The sequence below is a fragment of the Paenibacillus pasadenensis DSM 19293 genome, from assembly GCF_000422485.1.
Classification (GTDB): domain Bacteria; phylum Bacillota; class Bacilli; order Paenibacillales; family Paenibacillaceae; genus Paenibacillus_O; species Paenibacillus_O pasadenensis.
In genome coordinates, this window is sequence record NZ_KE383860.1 from 20,578 (window position 1) to 38,407 (window position 17,830).

Annotated in this window: 14 protein-coding genes and 1 pseudogene; 3 read left to right on the forward strand and 12 right to left on the reverse strand. The window is 61.0% G+C overall.

Annotated features, from left to right (window positions below):
- Window positions 1-80: 80 nt before the first annotated feature.
- Entirely contained in the window at window positions 81-1,211 is a 1,131-nt protein-coding gene (locus H582_RS0124005; protein WP_028600572.1) for a LolA family protein, read from the reverse strand.
- A 491-nt stretch (window positions 1,212-1,702) separates the two neighbouring features.
- Between H582_RS0124005 and H582_RS0124010 the strand changes: the two genes are divergently transcribed.
- The 3 genes from H582_RS0124010 to H582_RS0124020 all read left to right on the forward strand — a co-directional run bounded on the left by H582_RS0124010 (window position 1,703) and on the right by H582_RS0124020 (window position 4,934).
- A complete protein-coding gene (locus H582_RS0124010; RefSeq protein ID WP_028600573.1) occupies window positions 1,703-3,061 on the forward strand; it encodes an ABC transporter substrate-binding protein in 1,359 nt (452 codons plus the stop codon).
- A 115-nt stretch (window positions 3,062-3,176) separates the two neighbouring features.
- Window positions 3,177-4,034, forward strand: coding sequence for a carbohydrate ABC transporter permease (locus H582_RS0124015; protein WP_028600574.1), 858 nt, complete (start codon window positions 3,177-3,179; stop codon window positions 4,032-4,034).
- A 21-nt stretch (window positions 4,035-4,055) separates the two neighbouring features.
- Window positions 4,056-4,934 (forward strand): carbohydrate ABC transporter permease, encoded by an 879-nt coding sequence (locus H582_RS0124020; protein ID WP_052333620.1) that lies wholly within the window; start codon window positions 4,056-4,058, stop codon window positions 4,932-4,934.
- 182 nt (window positions 4,935-5,116) lie between these two features.
- Here the strand turns inward: H582_RS0124020 and H582_RS0124025 are convergent, their stop codons facing one another.
- The 11 genes and pseudogenes from H582_RS0124025 to H582_RS0124070 all read right to left on the reverse strand — a co-directional run bounded on the left by H582_RS0124025 (window position 5,117) and on the right by H582_RS0124070 (window position 17,718).
- On the reverse strand, window positions 5,117-5,320 hold the full coding sequence (locus H582_RS0124025) for a type II toxin-antitoxin system antitoxin (protein ID WP_028600576.1): 204 nt from the start codon (window positions 5,318-5,320) through the stop codon (window positions 5,117-5,119).
- Between the two features lie 11 nt (window positions 5,321-5,331).
- Window positions 5,332-6,201: an SPFH domain-containing protein gene (locus tag H582_RS0124030; RefSeq protein WP_028600577.1), complete on the reverse strand. Its 870-nt coding sequence runs from the start codon at window positions 6,199-6,201 to the stop codon at window positions 5,332-5,334.
- A 240-nt stretch (window positions 6,202-6,441) separates the two neighbouring features.
- Complete coding sequence (locus H582_RS0124035) at window positions 6,442-6,972, reverse strand: hypothetical protein (RefSeq protein WP_028600578.1); 531 nt, start codon at window positions 6,970-6,972, stop codon at window positions 6,442-6,444.
- Window positions 6,973-7,098: 126 nt separating this feature from the next.
- Window positions 7,099-7,443, reverse strand: a complete 345-nt coding sequence (locus tag H582_RS29405; protein ID WP_127464457.1) for a hypothetical protein — start codon at window positions 7,441-7,443, stop codon at window positions 7,099-7,101.
- A 109-nt stretch (window positions 7,444-7,552) separates the two neighbouring features.
- The gene (locus H582_RS0124045; protein WP_127464458.1) at window positions 7,553-8,494 is read right to left on the reverse strand and encodes a magnesium transporter CorA family protein; all 942 of its coding nucleotides are present in this window, start codon (window positions 8,492-8,494) and stop codon (window positions 7,553-7,555) included.
- 118 nt (window positions 8,495-8,612) lie between these two features.
- Complete coding sequence (locus tag H582_RS0124050) at window positions 8,613-9,950, reverse strand: TrkH family potassium uptake protein (RefSeq protein WP_373864118.1); 1,338 nt, start codon at window positions 9,948-9,950, stop codon at window positions 8,613-8,615.
- 84 nt (window positions 9,951-10,034) lie between these two features.
- Entirely contained in the window at window positions 10,035-11,834 is a 1,800-nt protein-coding gene (locus H582_RS30550) for an ATP-binding protein (RefSeq protein ID WP_307719983.1), read from the reverse strand.
- Window positions 11,817-12,287 (reverse strand): annotated as a pseudogene (locus tag H582_RS33285) (response regulator); the annotation flags it as partial. The gene H582_RS30550 and the pseudogene H582_RS33285, both read right to left, overlap by 18 nt.
- Before the next feature lie 26 nt (window positions 12,288-12,313).
- Complete coding sequence (locus tag H582_RS0124060; protein ID WP_028600581.1) at window positions 12,314-13,162, reverse strand: CheR family methyltransferase; 849 nt, start codon at window positions 13,160-13,162, stop codon at window positions 12,314-12,316.
- Window positions 13,155-16,844, reverse strand: coding sequence for a response regulator (locus tag H582_RS0124065; RefSeq protein ID WP_028600582.1), 3,690 nt, complete (start codon window positions 16,842-16,844; stop codon window positions 13,155-13,157). Before H582_RS0124065 ends, H582_RS0124060 begins: the two co-directional genes overlap by 8 nt.
- 274 nt (window positions 16,845-17,118) lie before the next feature.
- Window positions 17,119-17,718: a hypothetical protein gene (locus H582_RS0124070; RefSeq protein ID WP_028600583.1), complete on the reverse strand. Its 600-nt coding sequence runs from the start codon at window positions 17,716-17,718 to the stop codon at window positions 17,119-17,121.
- Between the last annotated feature and the right edge of the window lie 112 nt (window positions 17,719-17,830).

Consider the following 17,830-nt stretch of genomic DNA (forward strand, 5'->3'; position numbering starts at 1 on the left):
CCGCCCGGCTGGCACCTGTTGGCAGCGGCAAGGTCGGCAAAGCGCCGCGGCCATCCGCGGCCTGCGGCGCTTCTCTTGCCTTATTTGGTCATGTCGTCGACGACCGACTGCGCGACTTTGACCAGCTCGTTTTCCGGCAGATTGTCGGAAGTGAGGCGGAAATACGTGCCCTGATACGTCCAGGCCAGCGTCATCGGCTGCCCCTCGCTCAGCTGGCCGACCGTATAGCCGAGATCGACGATGCGGCCGGTGCCCGCCGCCGACGCGTAATCGTCCGGCTGCGTCTCGATCAGCGTGTAGCTGTACGTGCCGTCATAACGAAGCAGGACGCCCGGATTGCCGCCGAATTCGATATCGCTGCTGTCCTTGAACGCGATGCCCTCCGGACCGAGGTAGGACGGCTCCATCGGGATGAAGCTCGAGCTCGACGGATCGGCGGCGACTCCGCCTTCGGCGGCATTGCCGTCCGTGCCGGCTCCATCCGTGCCGGCTCCTGCCGCTCCGTCCGTCTCCGTGCCCTTGGATGCGCCCGGCTCGCCTTCCGGCACCGCGGTCGTCGGCTGCGAGCCGGCTGCCGGGGAGCTTTGCAGGTTCGCCTTCGTATCGAACACGCTCTTCTCCAGCTTCTCGTTGAACTTGAACGAATCGAACTTCACGTCTACGAGCACGGCGCTGTTGGAGTCGCTCACCTCGACTTGCTTCGGCGCGTAGTCGTCCTTGCTCAGCCAGATTTTCTGACGGGCCAGCGAGGCGTTCTGATAATTGGCCATGACATCGAACACATAGCTGTCCTTGTCGCTGGCGAACTGGCGGGAATTGTCCTTCAGGATGCTCTCCACCAGCGTCTGGTACAAGTACACCTGGCCCTGCTCCTCCGGCCAGTTGCTCTGGAAGCGGAACACTTTATTGAGGCTCGGCGTCAGGACGAACACGCCTTCGTCGTTGCGCAGGACGATCTGCGTCAGATCCTTCTTCTCGTTCGTCAGCGCGATCCGGTAGTAATTCGGCTTCTGGAACTTCACGTCGACCTTGTACTGAAGCGGCTGGGTCGCCGTATGGAGCGTCATCGTTCCCGTTCCCTGATACGTTTCCGTCTTCTCCTGCAGCTTGCCGAGCTCCTTCACCACGGAGCCCGCATCCTTTTTGCCGCATCCGGCCAGCACCAGAATGAAGCAGGCCATCAGAGCCGCGATCAAGCTTATGCGACGCATCTTCTCATCCCCTCTGCTCGTTGAGTTTTCCTAAGCTGATACATGTCTATGAGGGGACTTGGCCTTTTATGCGGACGAGATTGACGAGCCGGCGGCAGGAGAGGCTTTTCTTCCCTATAAGATGAAGCGCGATTCGAGCTCGAAAAGGGGCCTGGCAACAACGCCCCGTCCCTCGGCAGGCCGCTAGGCCGAAAGTCCCGCTCGGCGAAGCGAAGCCTTTCTGCGGCGATCCGCTGAAGGGCGTCTTCGCGCCAGGCGCCGGCAAGCCGCGCCGCTGCGCCTTCCGCATCGCTTCCGCCGATTTCAAGCGACGGAGAAAAAGAGGATTTTCCCCTATTCCATCCAAAAATACTCCCCCTCCCGAGAGGAATGTCCCCCATCCAGCGAACCAATCTTGCCTTGGCTGGAAGCTTCCTGGAGCCTACACTTTAAGTAAGCGAGATGGCGAATCTTGCAGCATGCACACAACGAATTCAAGGGGGATTTTCGCAATGTTGAAGAAGAAATCCACAACAGCTCTGGCCGCTCTGTCCATGGCAGCCGTGCTGGCCCTCACCGCTTGCGGAAGCAACGGCAACAACGGAAACAGCGGCGCGAGCAACGGCGGCGCAAGCGCAAGCCCGGCTCCGACGACAAGCACGGCGCCGACCGAAGCGCCTGCAAAAGACGTTTCCCTCCGCGTATTCTCCACGTTCGGCGGAACGGACGCGGCGCGCGAAGCGTTCCAGAAGCTTCTCGACGACTTCTCCGCGAAGTATCCGAACGTGAAGATCGACAACGACGTCATGTCCGCCAACGACGACGGCTTCCGCACGAAAGTCAACTCCGACATGAACAGCGGCAACGAGCCGGATCTTCTGTTCTACTTCGTCGGCGCCGATGCCAAAGGCTTCGTCGATGCCGGCAAGGTCGTACCGCTCAACAGCCTGCTCGACGAGGACGCCGAATGGAAAAACGGCTTCATCCCGTCCGCGCTGGAATCGGTCAAGCAACCCGACGGCAACATCTATGCCGCTCCGCTGACCGGCTTCTACGAAGGCCTGTTCGTGAACAAGGCGATCTTCGAGAAATACAACCTGGAGCTGCCGACCGACTGGGATAAGCTGACGAAGGCCGTCAAGACGCTGTCCGAAAACAAGATCATCCCGCTCGCGGCTCCGTTCGACCAGTCCCACTATGTCATCGAGCACTCCGTCCTCGCGGCATCCGGCTCCGAAGGCCAAAAAGCCGGCCTGCTGAACGGCATCAGCCCGGAATGGGAGCTCGGCATCGGCAAGCTGAAGGAGCTGGGCGACCTGGGCGCGTTCCCGAAAGACGCGGCGACGATCGACCTGACGATGGCGGCAAACTACTACTCGCAAGGTCTGGCCGCGATGGTGCTGGAAGGCTCGTGGGCGATCGGCGGCATGGCCGACGCAGTCAAATCGACGTCGACCGTGCTTCCTTTCCCGGCGATTCCGGGCGGCAAAGGCACCGGCAAGGACGTTGTCGGCGGCTTCGGCAGCGGCTTCTACCTCTCCAAAGCGACGTACGACAACGCCGACAAGAAAGACGCGGCCGTGCAGCTGCTTAAATTCCTGACGAGCAAGGATGCGATCAAAGCGGTCGCAACGGCGAACGGCGGCACTCCAGCCGCAGATGTGCAGATCGACGGCCTGCCGCAAGTCGCGCTTGACGGCTTCAAGATGGTCGCGGACTCCACGTCGGTCAACTCCCCGATCGACAGCTACCTGTCGCCGGAGACGTTCACGACGATCCGTCAAAACATCCAAGGCGTCGTCAAAGGCGAGAAGACGGCGAAACAGGCGCTTGAAGCAGCCGAGAAGATCGAAAAGGCGAACAAGCAATAATCGGCTTCCTATCGCAGCCCCTCTATAACCAACCCTCGCCGCCCTTCGCACCGCATGGGCGGCGAGCTTTTTTCCGGCCTCGGCTCCATCCACTACGAGTTAAAAAGGTGATTGTATGAAGGGTGACAAGAAGTATATCGTCGCGTTCCTCGCGCCGGCTCTGCTCCTCATTTCCACGTTCGTCTACTATCCGTTCCTGAAAAGCCTTTACCTCAGCTTCTACCGGACGTCCGGCTTCTTCGACAAGAAATTCGTCGGACTGGACAACTACAAGCGCATGTTCACCGACGACCTGCTCGGAGCGGCGACGCTCCATACGCTCGAGATCATGCTGTACACGATCGTCTTCCAGGTCGGCATCGCGCTCGTGCTGGCCGTCATGGTCGACAACATTTCCAAGGGCAAGCAGTTTTTCCGCACCGTCTTCTTCTTCCCGATCGTCATTTCCGGCGCGGCGATCTCCCTGCTGTTCGTCCTCATCTACAACTATCAGTTCGGCATGCTGAACAACGCCATCGCGGGCCTAGGGCTCGAGAAGGTGCTTTGGCTCAGCGAGACCGGCTCGCTGAAGGCGGTGGCCGTTCCGACCGTCTGGCACTATGTCGGCTTCTACTTCATCCTGTTCCTGACGGCGATGTCCAAAATACCTGCCGACTTCTACGAAGCGGCCAAGCTTGAAGGCATCTCCGGCATCAAAAAGACGACGATGCTGACGATCCCGCTCATCCTGAGCGACATCAAGGTCGTGCTCATCCTCGCGATCACAGGCACGCTCAAAGTATTCGACTTCGTCTGGATCCTCTCCCGCGGCCAGAACGGAACCGAGGTGCTCGGCACGTACATGTACAAAAAAGCGCTCGTGGACCAGAACTTCGGCTACGGCTCGACGATCGCCATCTACATCGTCGTGTTCGGCCTGATCCTCTCGATCATCACGAACCGACTGCTTAAAAGAGAAGAGATCACCTATTAACCTTTTATGGGGTGGAAGCAGATGCAGCAAGTCAATGGAGTGAATACCGTACCTGTAGAAAGACATCGATCCGGCAAGCGCATCCCTTTGGGCACGCTGTTCATGTACGTGTGCCTGACGCTGTGGGCGCTCACGACGATCTATCCGATGTTCTGGATCATCAACAACTCATTCAAGCTGTCGACCGACGTCATGAACGACTCGTTCTCCATCGCCCTCTCGCCGGTGCTGACCAACTATGAGACGGCGTTCGACCGGATCAACATCGGCAAGGCCTACGCTAACAGCCTCATCATGTCCGGCGCGACTGTCCTGCTCGTGCTCGTATGCGGCGGCCTGGCGGCCTACGTGCTGTCCCGCTTCAAGTTCCGCGGCCGCAACGCGCTGAGCTCGCTGCTCGTCGCGACGCTGCTCATTCCGGCGTTCGCCACCGTCGTTCCCGTGTACGAGCTGCTCATTGAGTGGGGCCTCGTCAACAAATACTGGGGCCTGATCCTTCCGCATACCGCAGGCAACCTGACCTTCGCGATCCTGGTCATGACCGCTTATATGGCGACCATTCCAAAAGAGCTGGAGGAAGCGGCCTTCATCGACGGCTGCAACCGGTTCAACATGTTCACCCGCATTTTCATGCCGATTGCCCGGCCCGTCTTCGCATCGGCCAGCATCTTCGTCTTCCTCTGGTCGTACAACGATCTGTTCTCGGCCCTGATCTTCGTCAACAAGGAAAACGTTCGGCCCATCGTGGCGCTGCTCAACGAAATCAGCTCCCAGTACGGAACCGACTTCGGCCTCATGGCCAGCGCTGTCTCCCTGACCGTCGTGCCTGTCCTCATCGTCTATCTGTTCATTCAGAAGTACATCGAGAAGGGCATGACCGAAGGTGCTGTAAAGGGCTGATAACCACGATAGCATCATCCTCGCCGTCCGCTCCGCTGAGCGCGGGTGCGGATGCAGCAGCAAAAAGGCTCCAGATTGCCCGATCGGGCATCTGGAGCCTTTTTTGCGCTGCGCCGGAACGCGGACGCCGTGGCCGTCCGTCTGGAGCGCCGTCTCAGGACGCGGCCGCGAGAGCAGACGGCTCAGTCCGCCTGCCCGTCCTGCGGCGGCTCCGGCTCCGGCTGCGGGCTGCGGCGCTGCAAGCGGCCGGACTTGCGCAGCGACTCGCGGAGCAGGAACTCGATCTGCGCATTGACGCTTCGGAATTCGTCGGCGGCCCACGCCTCGACCGCCTGGTAGATGTCGGGGTCCATCCGGAGCGGAAAGGACTTTCTTTCCTTAGGCATCGCGGATGCTCCTAATTGTACAGCGTTCCTGCATTGATGACCGGCGTCGTGCCGCGCTCGGACACGATCGCCACCATCAGATTGTTGATCATCGCCGCCCGCCGCTCCTCATCGAGCACGACCCCGCGTGCTTCCAGCTGCTTGAGCGCCGACTCTACCATGCCGACCGCTCCGTCTACGATCTTCTGCCGGGCGGAGACGATCGCCTCCGCCTGCTGGCGCTGCAGCATCGCGCCGGCGATCTCCGGCGCGTAGGCCAGATGGGACAGCCTCGTCTCCAGCACCTCGACTCCGGCTACCGTCAGCCGCTCCTGCAGCTCCGCCAGCAGCCGCGAGCTCACCTCGTCCGCATTGCCGCGCAGCGATACGGCGCTCGCGTCCTCATACGTGTCGTAAGGATACTGCGCCGCCAGATGCCGGATCGCCGTCTCGCTCTGAATTTCCACGAACGTCTCGTAGTCGTCGACCTCGAAGCTGGCCCGGGCCGTATCCGTCACGCGGAAGACGACGACCGCGGCAATCTCGACCGGGTTGCCGGAGGCGTCGTTCACCTTGAGCTTCTGGCTGTTGAAGTTGCGCACCTTCAGCGAGACCTGGGACTTGGCGCTGAACGGCATGACGAGCCAAAGGCCGCTGTCGGTCACCGTTCCTTTGTAGCGTCCGAAAAAGGTGATGACCTTCGCCTGGTTCGGCTGCACGATCGTCAATGCGCTGAACAGGATCAGCGAGGCGAGGAGAAGCAGCGAGCCGAGGACGTAGCCCGCCGCTCCCAGCGCGAATTCATCGCTGGAGATGAAGAGCAGCACCGCCCCCACAAACGCGGCTGTCCCGAGGAGGAGAGCCCCAAAACCATTCATATGCCATGCCTTGCGTTCTTGCATCGTCATTCCCCCTGAATCACTATGATGTAATAATGATATCACTTTTTCCTTTTCTATGGAAGCTGAAACGAAAAAAAGGCTGTCTCCGGGTCAATCGCCTTGACCTTCGGAGGCAGCCCCGCGTCGAAGACGCTGCAGCCCGTATTGAATGGAAGCTTTCATCCTCGTGGCCGGCTGTCATTCAACCCGGCTTGGCGTCAGGAACGGCGCGTGGCGCGTCCAGCCCCGCCTGCCGACCACTCAAGCGCTCGGAGCAGGCGCTGGCGCCGGCGCCGGAGCGGTCGGCGCGGCGGGCCGCTCCGGAAGCTTCAGCTTGCCTTCGCGATGGAGCTGCCGCAGCTTCTCTTTGAGCTGCTGCTCGTCCATCCCTTTCGTATCGATGCCTTGGGCGGCGGCGAACGCCTTCAGCCGCTCCAGCTTTTTCGCGTGAAGCTGCTGCTTGAACAGCGCCCATTTTTCCGGCTGCTTCGTTTTCTGCTCCCGGATTTCCTGAAGCAGCTGCTCGTCGGTTTTGCCTTGCGTCTTCAGGCCGAAAAAGGCGACCGCCTCGCGGATCATCATCTTCTGATGGGCTTTGCGATAGCGCTGATGGCCGGGCTGCCCTTTTGGATGGCGCAGCTCCCCGTGCGGAGACTCGATGCGGTCTGGCGCCGCCGCCGGCGCCTTGGACGGCTCCGGCTGGATCGCTGCGGCTGCGGAAGCTGCCGGCGCGGACGCCGTAATGGCTGCGGCGAGCAGAAGGGCCGCCGTCTTGCTGAGGAAATGGTTCATTCATCCGTTCCTTCTTTCGGGATGGATTCTGGTTCTTTTTTACCGTGTCCTGCCGTCAGCTCTTTTATTCCAAAAAGATGCAAAAAAAGACCTTTCTCCGTAGAGAAAGGTCGTTGGACTTCAACGTCAGCCTTCAACCGAATGACGGTTCAACAAGCTTTGGAACTGCTCGTCGTTGAGGTCGCGCTCCAGCACGTCCGCGATCTCGATGTCCTCGCAGTCCGGCTTCGTGAACGACTTGCCTTTCATGTAATACCCGTTCGACTTGGCGGCGGCGTAGTAGCCGCACAGCTTCTCAGCCGTCTTGACCGCCTGCTCCTCCGAATCGAAGCTCGCCAGGTTGTTGCCGAAGCTGAGCGGATTTTTGGAGCTTTGAATATTGACCCGATAGGGAGCGACCGCGTCCGACTCTTCGTGTTTGACCAGAATCTCGATGTCAGAGCATGTATTCCGATATTTGATGGACATCATCAACACCGCCTGTTGGTACCTCAGCATGTGAGGCAGATTCGGCCAGTGCCGTTAGCGCTGCCGTACTAGCTATTAAACCGCTTGCTTCAGCTGTTAAACAACAGACGCCCTACATTTTCTCGCGCCGGTTGTCGCTGCGCAGCAAATCGCCCATCCAGCCCTTGGCGCGCATCCAGACATAAACGGCGAGCGTAGAGCCTCCGATGACGCCCAAAGCGATCCAATAGCCGGCCTTCCACTCGAGCTCGGGCATATTCTTGAAGTTCATGCCCCAGATCGCGCCGATCGCCATCATCGGCGTGCACAGGATCGTGAAGACGGTGAGCGTCTTCATGATCTCGTTGCCGCGATAGTTGGACAGGTTCTCCTCCAGCAGCAGCAGCGATTCCAGCTCCCGGCTGTATTCGTCCTGGAGCATGATCATGCGCTCGAGCCGGGACTGCAGCGCCTTGTGGATACGGCTCTCCTCCATCTGCTCGGGAAAAGCCTCCTCCAGCGCGTAGCGGATCTCGCGGATCGGCCGGGTCAGTCCGGACCAGTGCAGCAGCCGGGCGCGGAGCTCGACGATCCGGTGGAACATGTAGCCGCCGTTGCGCTCCTGCAGGCTGTCCTCCAGCTCGCGCAGCTTCGCCTCGAACCGGTCCATGCCCTCGAAAAACGGCTCCATGATGCCGGCAAGCAGGTGGATGAAGCCGTCCAGCGGCGTGTCGGCGTCCTCCGCATGCTCGAAAAACGAGGCGGCTTTTTCGCAGCCTGCGACGATCGCCTCCTCGTCGAAGCCGATCGTATAGAGCTCCTTGTCCCGAAGCAGAAAATGGAAAAACGAGCTGCTGCTTCCCTCCTCGTCCGCCCGGCCGCTGACAAGCGTGCCGAAGACGGCATTGCGCTCGCCCTGCAGCGAGATCGCCGACAAGTAGTTGACCTCCCGGCTCGAGCTGTTTCTCGCCCATCGAGCGAGCACCGGCTGCTCGCCAAGCGCTTCGGACGCCTGCTCGCAGCTGTCGAACTTCATCCAGCGCCAATGTTGCTCCTCCTGATCCGACCCGCTCACGCTGATCCCCCGCTTTCTTCGACTATTCCCTCTTACCCTGTTCGGCTTGCCTCGCAACCCCAAAACGCCTCCGGAGGCGAGCTCCGAGGCGTTTTTGTTTTTGGATGGCCGAACGAGATCAGCCGATGATGATTCTTCCTTCCGGATAACGGAAGCTTTCCTTTTTGGGCTTGGAGCGGAAAGCGAACGCCAGCGTCAGCAGGCCGAGCCGGCCCATGAACATGAGGGCGATGATGACGCCTTTGCCGGCATCCGTCAGCTCCACCGTCGCTCCGAGGCTGAAGCCGACCGTCCCGAACGCCGATACCGCCTCGAACAGCAGGACGAGGAACGGCCCGTTCTCGACCGTCGTCAGGATCATCGTCGCGACGACGATGACGATCACCCCCATGAGCGTGACCGTAATGGCCCGGTACAGCTCCCGCGCCCCGATCCGATGGCGGAAGATGACCGCGTCCTCCCGGCCGCGGATGATCGCGACGATGCCGGCGAGCAGCACGACGAACGTCGTGATCTTGATGCCCCCGCCGGTCGAGCCCGGGGCGGCGCCGATGAACATGAGAATGACCATCATGAGCTGCGTCGCTTGGCGCAGATCGGCGATCGGCACCGTGTTGAGCCCCGCGGAGCGCAGGCTGAACGACTGGAACGCCGACGCCCACAGCTTGCCGTCGAGGCCGAGCGGCCCGAACGTCCGCGGATTCGTATACTCGAAGATGAAGAACAGCACGGCTCCGCCGACCGTCAGCACGGCCGTCGCCCACAGCACCACCTTCGTATGGAGCGATACCTTGCGCTTCTCCGGCCAGCGGATCAGGTCGGCCATGACGATGAAGCCGATGCTGCCGAAAAAGATCAGCGTCATGGAAATCAGATTGACTGCCGGATCGTCGACGAACTGGCTCCATCCGCCCAGCAGCTCGAAGCCGGCATTGTTGAAGATGGACACGGAATGGAAGATGCCGTTGTAGACCGCCTCGCCGAAGCTCATCCGATCCATCCAGACCCAGGCAAGCATGATCGCGCCGAGCCCCTCGATCGCGGCGGAGAACAGGAAGATGCGGATGACGAGCTGCACGATGCCGCTCATCTCATGCTGGTTGAGCGATTCCTTGAGCACGAGCCTGTCCTTCAGCGAGATCTTGCGGCCGAGAGCGAGCGCGAACCAGGTCGCCGCGGTCATGAAGCCGATGCCGCCGAGCTGGAACAGCACGAGCAGCACGATCTGGCCGAAGCGGGAGTAGACCGCGCCCGTATCGAGGATCGTGAGGCCGGTGACGCAGGTCGCCGAGGTCGCCGTGAACAGCGCGTCCAGCAGCTTGATCCGCTCGCCGTCGGCCGAGGCGGCCGGCAGGCTGAGCAGCGCCGTTCCGATCAGGATAAGCAGCACGAAGCCGGTTGTCAGCACCCGGGGAGGGGACGAGTAGGCTTTTTTGAGAATGCGAATGAACAGCACCGGATGAAGCTCCTCTCTAATGGTTCCGAAAGCGGCGGATGCGCTTGTCCTCCCTACTATAGCCGAAGCGCAAAAGGCAGTCCACTAATGCGTGGACTGCCTTTTGGCGGCGGACTCGCCGAGCAGGTAACGGTTGATCGTCGTCTCCAGAAGATCCGGACGGATCGGCTTGCTGATGTAGTCCGTCATGCCGGCCTCCAGGCATTTCTGCCTGTCGCCGGGCAGCACGTTGGCCGTCATCGCGATGATCGTCGGGTGGGCCGAGCCGGACTGCCCGACGATCCGCCGCGTCGCCTCGAGTCCGTCCATGATCGGCATCTTCATGTCCATGAAGATGAGGTCATAGGAGCGGGCGAGCGCCATGTCGACGGCGAGCTCGCCGTTCTCCGCCACATCCGCCTCGACGCCGAAGCGGTCGAGCAGCTTGAGGATGAGCTTCTGGTTCACCTCGTTGTCCTCGGCGACCAGCACGCGAGGCGCTTCCTGCCTGCGGATGCGCGCCAGCCGCTCGGGCGGTGTCGGCGCGAAGGGCAGCACTCCGCCGCTGAGCGAGCGGTCCGGCAGCAGCGTCTCCATCTCCGGCAGGGCGGCGGCGCCGATCTCCGCGAAGGTGTCGCTCAGCATCGCCGAAAACGAGAACGGCTGGGAGGCTTCCCAGCGGGGAAAAGGCTCGGCTCCAGGCTCGAGCCTCGCCGGCGAGGGCAGCTCCGTCAGCCCGGAGCCCGGATTCTCCTCGAGCCGCTCCAGACGGACGGTGAAGGTGAACACCGCGCCGCAGGGCTCGTTGGGAGCGCAGGCGATCGAGCCGTCCATCAGCTCCACCAGGTTTTTGCAGATGGCGAGGCCGAGGCCTGTGCCGCCGTACTTGCGGGTCATCGACGAATCGAGCTGGGAGAACGGCTGGAACAGCTCCGCCAGCTTTTCCGCCGGAATGCCCACTCCCGTATCCCGCACCTGGAACTCGACCGTCAAGTCCCGGATCGACCCCGCGAACGGCTCGGAGCCCGGCCGCGCGGCGACCTCGATCCGGCCTTCCGGCGTGAACTTGACCGCGTTGCTGACCAGATTCATGAGAATCTGGCGCAGCTTGGTCACGTCCCCGTAGACGTATTCCGGCAAGCTCTCGTCGACGGTGCAGAGCAGCTCGAGGCTGTTCTCCCGCGCCTTGCCGATGAACAGGTCCAGCGATTCGTCGAGGCAGCTCTTGAGGCTGAACGGAATCCGCTCCAGCTCCAGCTTGCCGGCCTCGATCTTCGCATAGTCGAGGATGTCGTTGATGACGCCGAGCAGGGAGTCTCCGCTCTTGAGGATGATTTCGGTGAAGTCGCGCTGCTCTTCGTCCAGGTCGGTTTCCGTCAGCAGATTGGTCATGCCGAGAATGCCGTTCATCGGCGTGCGGATCTCATGGCTGACCATCGCCAGGAAGTCGGTCTTGGCGCGGTCGGCGATCTCCGCCGCCTCCTTGGCGGCGAGCAGCTCGCGCTCGGTCTTCTTGCGCTCGGTGATGTCGCTGACCGTGCAGGCATAGATGAGCTCGTCGTCGACATGCGTGCTGCCGAGCTTGATCTCGGCATGGAAGCGGCTGCCGTCCTTGCGCTGCGGCATCACCTCGATCAGCCGCCCGGAGGTGAGGCCCTCGGCCGTCTGCTCCGTCATGCCCTCAAGCTGCTTGAGGCACAGCTCGGGCACGAGCTCATGGATATGCCTGCCGATGACCTCTCGCTCCGAATAGCTGAACATCGGCAGGATCGACGGGTTGACGGTCAGAATGATGCCGCCTCCGTCGAACGTGATCATCGTGTCCATCGACGTGCTGCTGATGACGCTTTTGATCGCCTCCGCCTTGGTCAGCTGATACGCCGTGCGCATCAGCTCCTTGTTCATCCGCTCGAGCTCCTGCGTCTGCTGCTGGAGCAGGATCTTCTGCTGCTGGAGCTTCTTGTTGCTGACGTACATGCCGACGAAGCCTTCGATCTTCGAGCGGAAAATCTGCGGCACGAACGGCTTGAGCATGTAGTCGATGGCTCCGACGGCATAGCCGGTGAACAAATGCTGCGACTCCTTGCTCGTCGCGGAGACGAAGATGATCGGAATCTCCTTCGTCTTCTCCCTCGACTTGATCATGCGCGCCGTCTCAAAGCCGTCCATGCCGGGCATCTGGACGTCCATCACGATGACCGCGAAGTCGTCCTTGAGCAGCGCGCGCAGCGCCTCCTCTCCCGACAGGCACTTCACGAGATTGTAGTCGAGATCGGCCAATACCGCTTCGATCGCAAGCAGGTTCTCCGGATAGTCGTCGACAAGCAGAATATTGATCGGTCCGTCGTAAGAGATCATGGTTCCCCCCCTCTCTGAACGTGCGGCTACTTGATCTTGCGATAGATGCGGTTCACGAGGTCCAGCTCGTCGAACTTGTCGGCATGCCGCGTGAAGTTGATCGACTCCTTCGTGCCGAGCAGCAGCACGCCGAACATGCTGAGGCTGTCGTACAGCAGCCCGTGCACATGATTTTGCAGCTCCTTGTTGAAGTAGATCATCACGTTGCGGCAGAGGATGACGTGGAACTCGTTGAACGAACCGTCCGTTACCAGATTATGCTGGGCGAAGACGATATTTTTCTTCAGGAAGCTTTGGAAAATGACGGACTCGTACCGGGCCATGTAATAGTCCGAGAACGATTCCTTGCCGCCGCCGTCCTGATAGTTGCGCGTATATTGCTGCATCCGCTCGATCGGGAAGACGCCCTGGCGGGCGACGTCGAGCACGGTGGCGCTCATGTCCGTTGCATAGATGCGGGTTTTCTCGAGCAGTCCTTCCTCGTGGAGCAGGATCGCCATGGAATAGACTTCTTCGCCTGTCGAGCAGCCGGCATGCCAGATGCGGATGAACGGATAGGTTTTGAGCAGCGGCACGACATTTTCGCGGAACGAGCGGAACACTTCCGGATCCCGGAACATCTCCGTGACATGGATCGTCAGATCGGACAGCAGCCTTTCCATGCAGCTGCGGTCATGGACCATCTTGTCGGTCAGGGAGGTCACCGTCGCCAGCCTCTCGGCATGGACGCGATGCCAGATCCTGCGCCGGATCGAGGCATAGGCATAATTGCGGAAATCGTACCCGTACAGCCGGTACATCGCCTCCAGCAGCAGCTCGATCTCGACTTGTTCCCTCTCGTCCGCCTCGCTTGGACGAAGCTTGCTGTTATTTATACAACCACACCCTCATTAATGAAAGCAGCTGGTCGACATTCACCGGCTTGGCGATGTAGTCGCTGGCCCCTGCCTCAATGCATTTGTCCCGATCGCCCTTCATCGCCTTGGCGGTGACGGCGATGATCGGCAGCTTGTCGAAGCGGCTGTCCGCCCGCAGCAGCCTCATCGCCTCGTAGCCGTCCATTTCCGGCATCATGATATCCATCAGCACCAGATCGAGATCCGGGTTCTTCTCGATCTGCTCGATCGCCTCGCGGCCGTTCTCGGCATAGATGATGTTCATCTTGTAGCCTTCGAGCACGTTGGAGAGCGCGAACACGTTGCGGATGTCGTCGTCGACGATCAGCACGTTGCGGTCTTCGAAAATCGTCTCGACGCTGTGCAGCTTGCGCAGCACGCTTCGCTTGTCTTCCGGCAGATCGGCCTCGACGCGGTGCAGGAACAGCGTCGTCTCGTCGAGCAGGCGCTCCGGAGACTTCACGTCCTTGACGATGATCGTCTCGGCATATTTCTTGAGCATCATCTCTTCGCGCTTGTCGAGCTCCCGGCCCGTGTAGATGATGATCGGCAGATCGTGGAGCTCCTCGTTGCGCCGGATCTGGTCCAGCAGCTCGAAGCCGCTGATGTCCGGCAGCCCGAGGTCGAGCACCATGCAGTCGTAGCGATGCTCGGTCAGCTCGCGGAGCGCTTCCTTGCCCGAGGAGACGCCGGTGATGACGAGGTCGTCGTGGCCGATCAGCTCCTCGATCGCGAGCCGCTGCGCCTGATCGTCCTCGACGATGAGCAGCCGCTTCAGGTTGCGCTCCAGGAACAGTCCGATCTGCGTGAACAGATTGTCGAGATGCTCCTTGGTGACCGGCTTTTTGAGATAGGCGATCGCGCCGAGCGACAGCCCCTGCTGCACCTCGTCGATGACCGAGATGAGATGCACCGGGATATGCCGCGTATCGGCATCGTTCTTGAGATGATGGAGGACCGACCAGCCGTCCATGACCGGCATCTGGATATCGAGCAGGATCGCGTCCGGAACATACGTCCTCGCCAGCGACAAGCCCTTGTCTCCCTGTCCGGCCGTAATCGCCTTGAAGCCGCGCGAGCGGGCGATGTCGACGAGCACCTTGGCGAAAGCCACATCGTCCTCGACGATGAGCACGACCTTGTCGCCCTCCTGCAGGTTTTCCAGATCGTCTTCGACCTCCTGCAGCACGCGGACCGGCTCGTCGGCCTGACGGCGCGGCGCCGGCATTGCCGGCCTGCCCGGCGACAGGGCGGCGGCCGCTTCGCTCATGCCCCCGAAGCTTGCTCCCGCATCGAACTCGGCTGGTTCCGTCAGGCTTTTGACGATATGGAACTCCGGCAAGGTGAGGACAAAGGAGCTGCCTTCTCCCGGCTTGCTCGTCAGCCTCACGTCGCCGCCGAGCAGCTTGGCGAGATCGCGGCTGATCGCGAGGCCGAGGCCCGTGCCGCCGTACTTGCGGCTCGTCGTGCCGTCGACCTGCTGGAACGCCTCGAAAATGATCGCTTGCTTGTCTTCCGGAATGCCGATGCCGGTATCGCGCACCTCGAAGGAGATCCATTCGCCCTCGGCCTGCTCCGGAAGCTCCGGCCCGGATGCCTTGCGGATATGCAGGGCGACCGAGCCCTGGCTCGTGAACTTGAACGCGTTGGAGAGCAGATTGCGAAGGATCTGCTTGACCCGATGGCTGTCGGTGAACAGCTCGGTCGGCACGTCCTCGTCGATTTTCGTCTCGAACACGAGATCCTTCTGCGCGCTCAGCGGCTGGAAGCTGCGCAGCGCATACTGCTCCAGGTCGCGGATCGGCACATGCTCGGTGACGACGTCCATCTTGCCCGCGCCGATCTTGGACAGGTCGAGAATCTCGTCGATCAGCTTCAGCAGATCCGAGCCGGAGCCGTGGATCGTCGTCGCGAATTCGATCTGCTTCTTCGTCAGGTTGCCTTCCTTGTTGTCCGACAGCATCTGCGACAGGATCAGCAGGCTGTTGAGCGGAGTCCGAAGCTCATGCGACATGTTGGCCAGGAATTCCGACTTGTACTTGGACGCGAGGCCGAGCTGCACGGTCTGCTTTTCGAGCGCGTCGCGCGTCTGCTCGATCTGCTGGCTGCGCTTCTGCGTCTCCTTCATCTGAAGCTCCAGCATATGCGTCTTCTGGAGAAGCTCCTCGTTCGTCTGCTCGAGCTCCTCCTGCTGCGACTGCAGCTTCTCCTCGGAAGACTTGAGCGCTCTCGTCTGCTCCTCGAGCCGTTCGTTGGAGCTGCGCAGCTCCTCCTGCTGGCTGATGAGCTCCTCCGACTGCGACTGCAGCTCCTCGCTCATCGTCTGCGACTCGCGCAGCAGCTCCTCGATGCGGATGCGCCCGAACAGATTGTGCAGCACCATGCCGACCGATTCGCCGATCTGCTTCAGCAGATCCAGATGGATCGAGGTGAACGTCTGCAGCGTGCCGAGCTCGATGACGCCGATGACCTTGTTCTGATAATGAAGCGGCAGAATATGCAGCTCGCGCACGGCCGACTCGCCGATGCCGGAGGACACCTTGAGGTAATCGCTCGGCACCTCGGTCAGATGCACGGCCCGGCCGTCGGCGGCCGCCTGGCCCGTCAAGCCCTCGTTCAGACGGATGACCGAACGCATCCGGCCGCCCTCCATGCCGGCATAGCTGCCGCGCAGCGTCAGCGTCTGGGCGTCTCCCATATGGTCGCGCACATAGAACGCCGCATATGTCGCTCCGGTCAGCGGCGCGATCAGCTCCGCCAGCTTGCCCGACAGGCGGTCCAGGTCGGTGATGCCCTGCGCCTCCACGGTGACGTTGGCCAGATTCGTCTTGAGCCAGGTCTGCTCCTGCATATTCTGGTTGTAGATTCTCTCCGCCTCGGTCTTTTCATCCAGATCGTCGGCGAGCGCGATGAAGGCGTCCGTCACTTCCTTGAACTCGCCCTCCTGCTTCTCCGCCAGCCGGCGGGACTCCGCCGTCGAGCCGCCTTGGGCGAAGCCGGCGATCATCGCCGACAGGCCGCGGAAGCCGCGATTGAGCGACTTCGTGTTCCAGGCCATGATGAACGCTCCGGCCAGCACGCCTGCCACCGTCAGGGCGACCATGATGTTCGTCGTCGCCTCGTTGTCCGCGCGCGTCTGCTCCACGAGCTGGGTCAGGGCGTTGCGATGGTAGCTCGACAGCTTTTCGATATCGGCGACGAGCGATTCCTGGAATTCCAGTCCTTGCGCTTCGCGCAGCGCGACCGCCTCGGCGCCCTTGCCGGAGCTCACGAGCGAGAGCGCCTGGTCCACATAGCCGAAGAAGTTGGCGGCTGAGCCTGTGATATCCTCCATCATGGAGATCTCGGACGCATTGGCCGACAGCGATTTGAGCCTTTCGATGCCTTCCAGGACGTTCTGGCGCATCGCCTCGATGTTCGCGCGATTGTTTTCGACCGTCTGGGCCGTCGGAACGGTCAGCACGTTGACCATGAATTTAGCCACATTGTTCGCATTGCCCCGCATGTCCGTCGCCACGTAGACCTTTGTATAGCGGTCGTCGTAAATCTCGTTGAGCTGGTCGCTCATGCTGAACAGGTTCCGCACGCCAGCGATGCTGAGGATGATGATGATCGCCAGCAGCAGGGAGAAGCCGATCTGAACTTTCGTCCGGATTTTCATGTAGGTGCTCACCGATTCCCCTCTTTATAGGACTATCATTCTATGAATATCGTTATACGACTATTGATCTTGACGAAAAGCGGTCCTTCCCATCTATTTTACAGGAGCCGCGAAGCGATCGTCACCCCGAATCCGCAACAAAAATATGGCTATTTGCCCAGGTACGCACGAAGCGGCCGCAACCTCCAGAGGCAGCGACCGAGTCGATTCAACATCCTATGAAATTGAAATACCCGCTTCCGAGCCTATTGAAACAGAGGAATCGACATTTATTTTATTGCTGCGGAGAGGACCAGAAAAAGTCGATCGAGACAAGCTCTCCGCTGAGAGGCTCGAGGAACAGCTTGGCGGCGAAGCCGCGCTCGTCGACATAACCGACGCCGTCGTCAGCCGTGAACATCGGCTCGCCGAACGCCTCCGTCCATCCCTCGAGCGAAATCGGCAGGCTGCCGCTCTCGAGCTCGATCCGCCCCTCTCCGGCCGGTACGCTCACATACTCCACGCTGCCGCCGGTGAAGCCGACCTCCATGCCGGGATAGGTCCACGCCGTCTGTTCGGGCAGCAGCTCGTCGCGCTGCGCCGACTGCGGGATGCCGAGCTCGGTCACGACCTGCTCCTTGGCGTCGGAGAGGCCCACTCCATTCACTTCGCTGAAATCCAGCGCCGGCTCCGCCGACATAGCGGCCTCGTCCTGCAAAAAGGCCGAGTACGCCGGCGAAGCTGCGCGGACCGCAGCCTCATTCGAATCATCCGCCACCGCCGGTCCGACGGCGACCGCCGGAGAAGGCGCATAAGCGGGGCGCATGAGCACGCCGATCGTAACCCCCGTCATCAGCAGGCAAGCAGCGGCAACCAGAGTGACGATCCGTTTCATGCGCCTTCCTCCTCGTAAGTGGAATCTTCCGTTTCTTGCTTGATTCCTTCATTTACCACGAGATTCGGGCGGCGAAACAGCTCAAGGCGCACGAAAAAAGCCGGCGGAACGG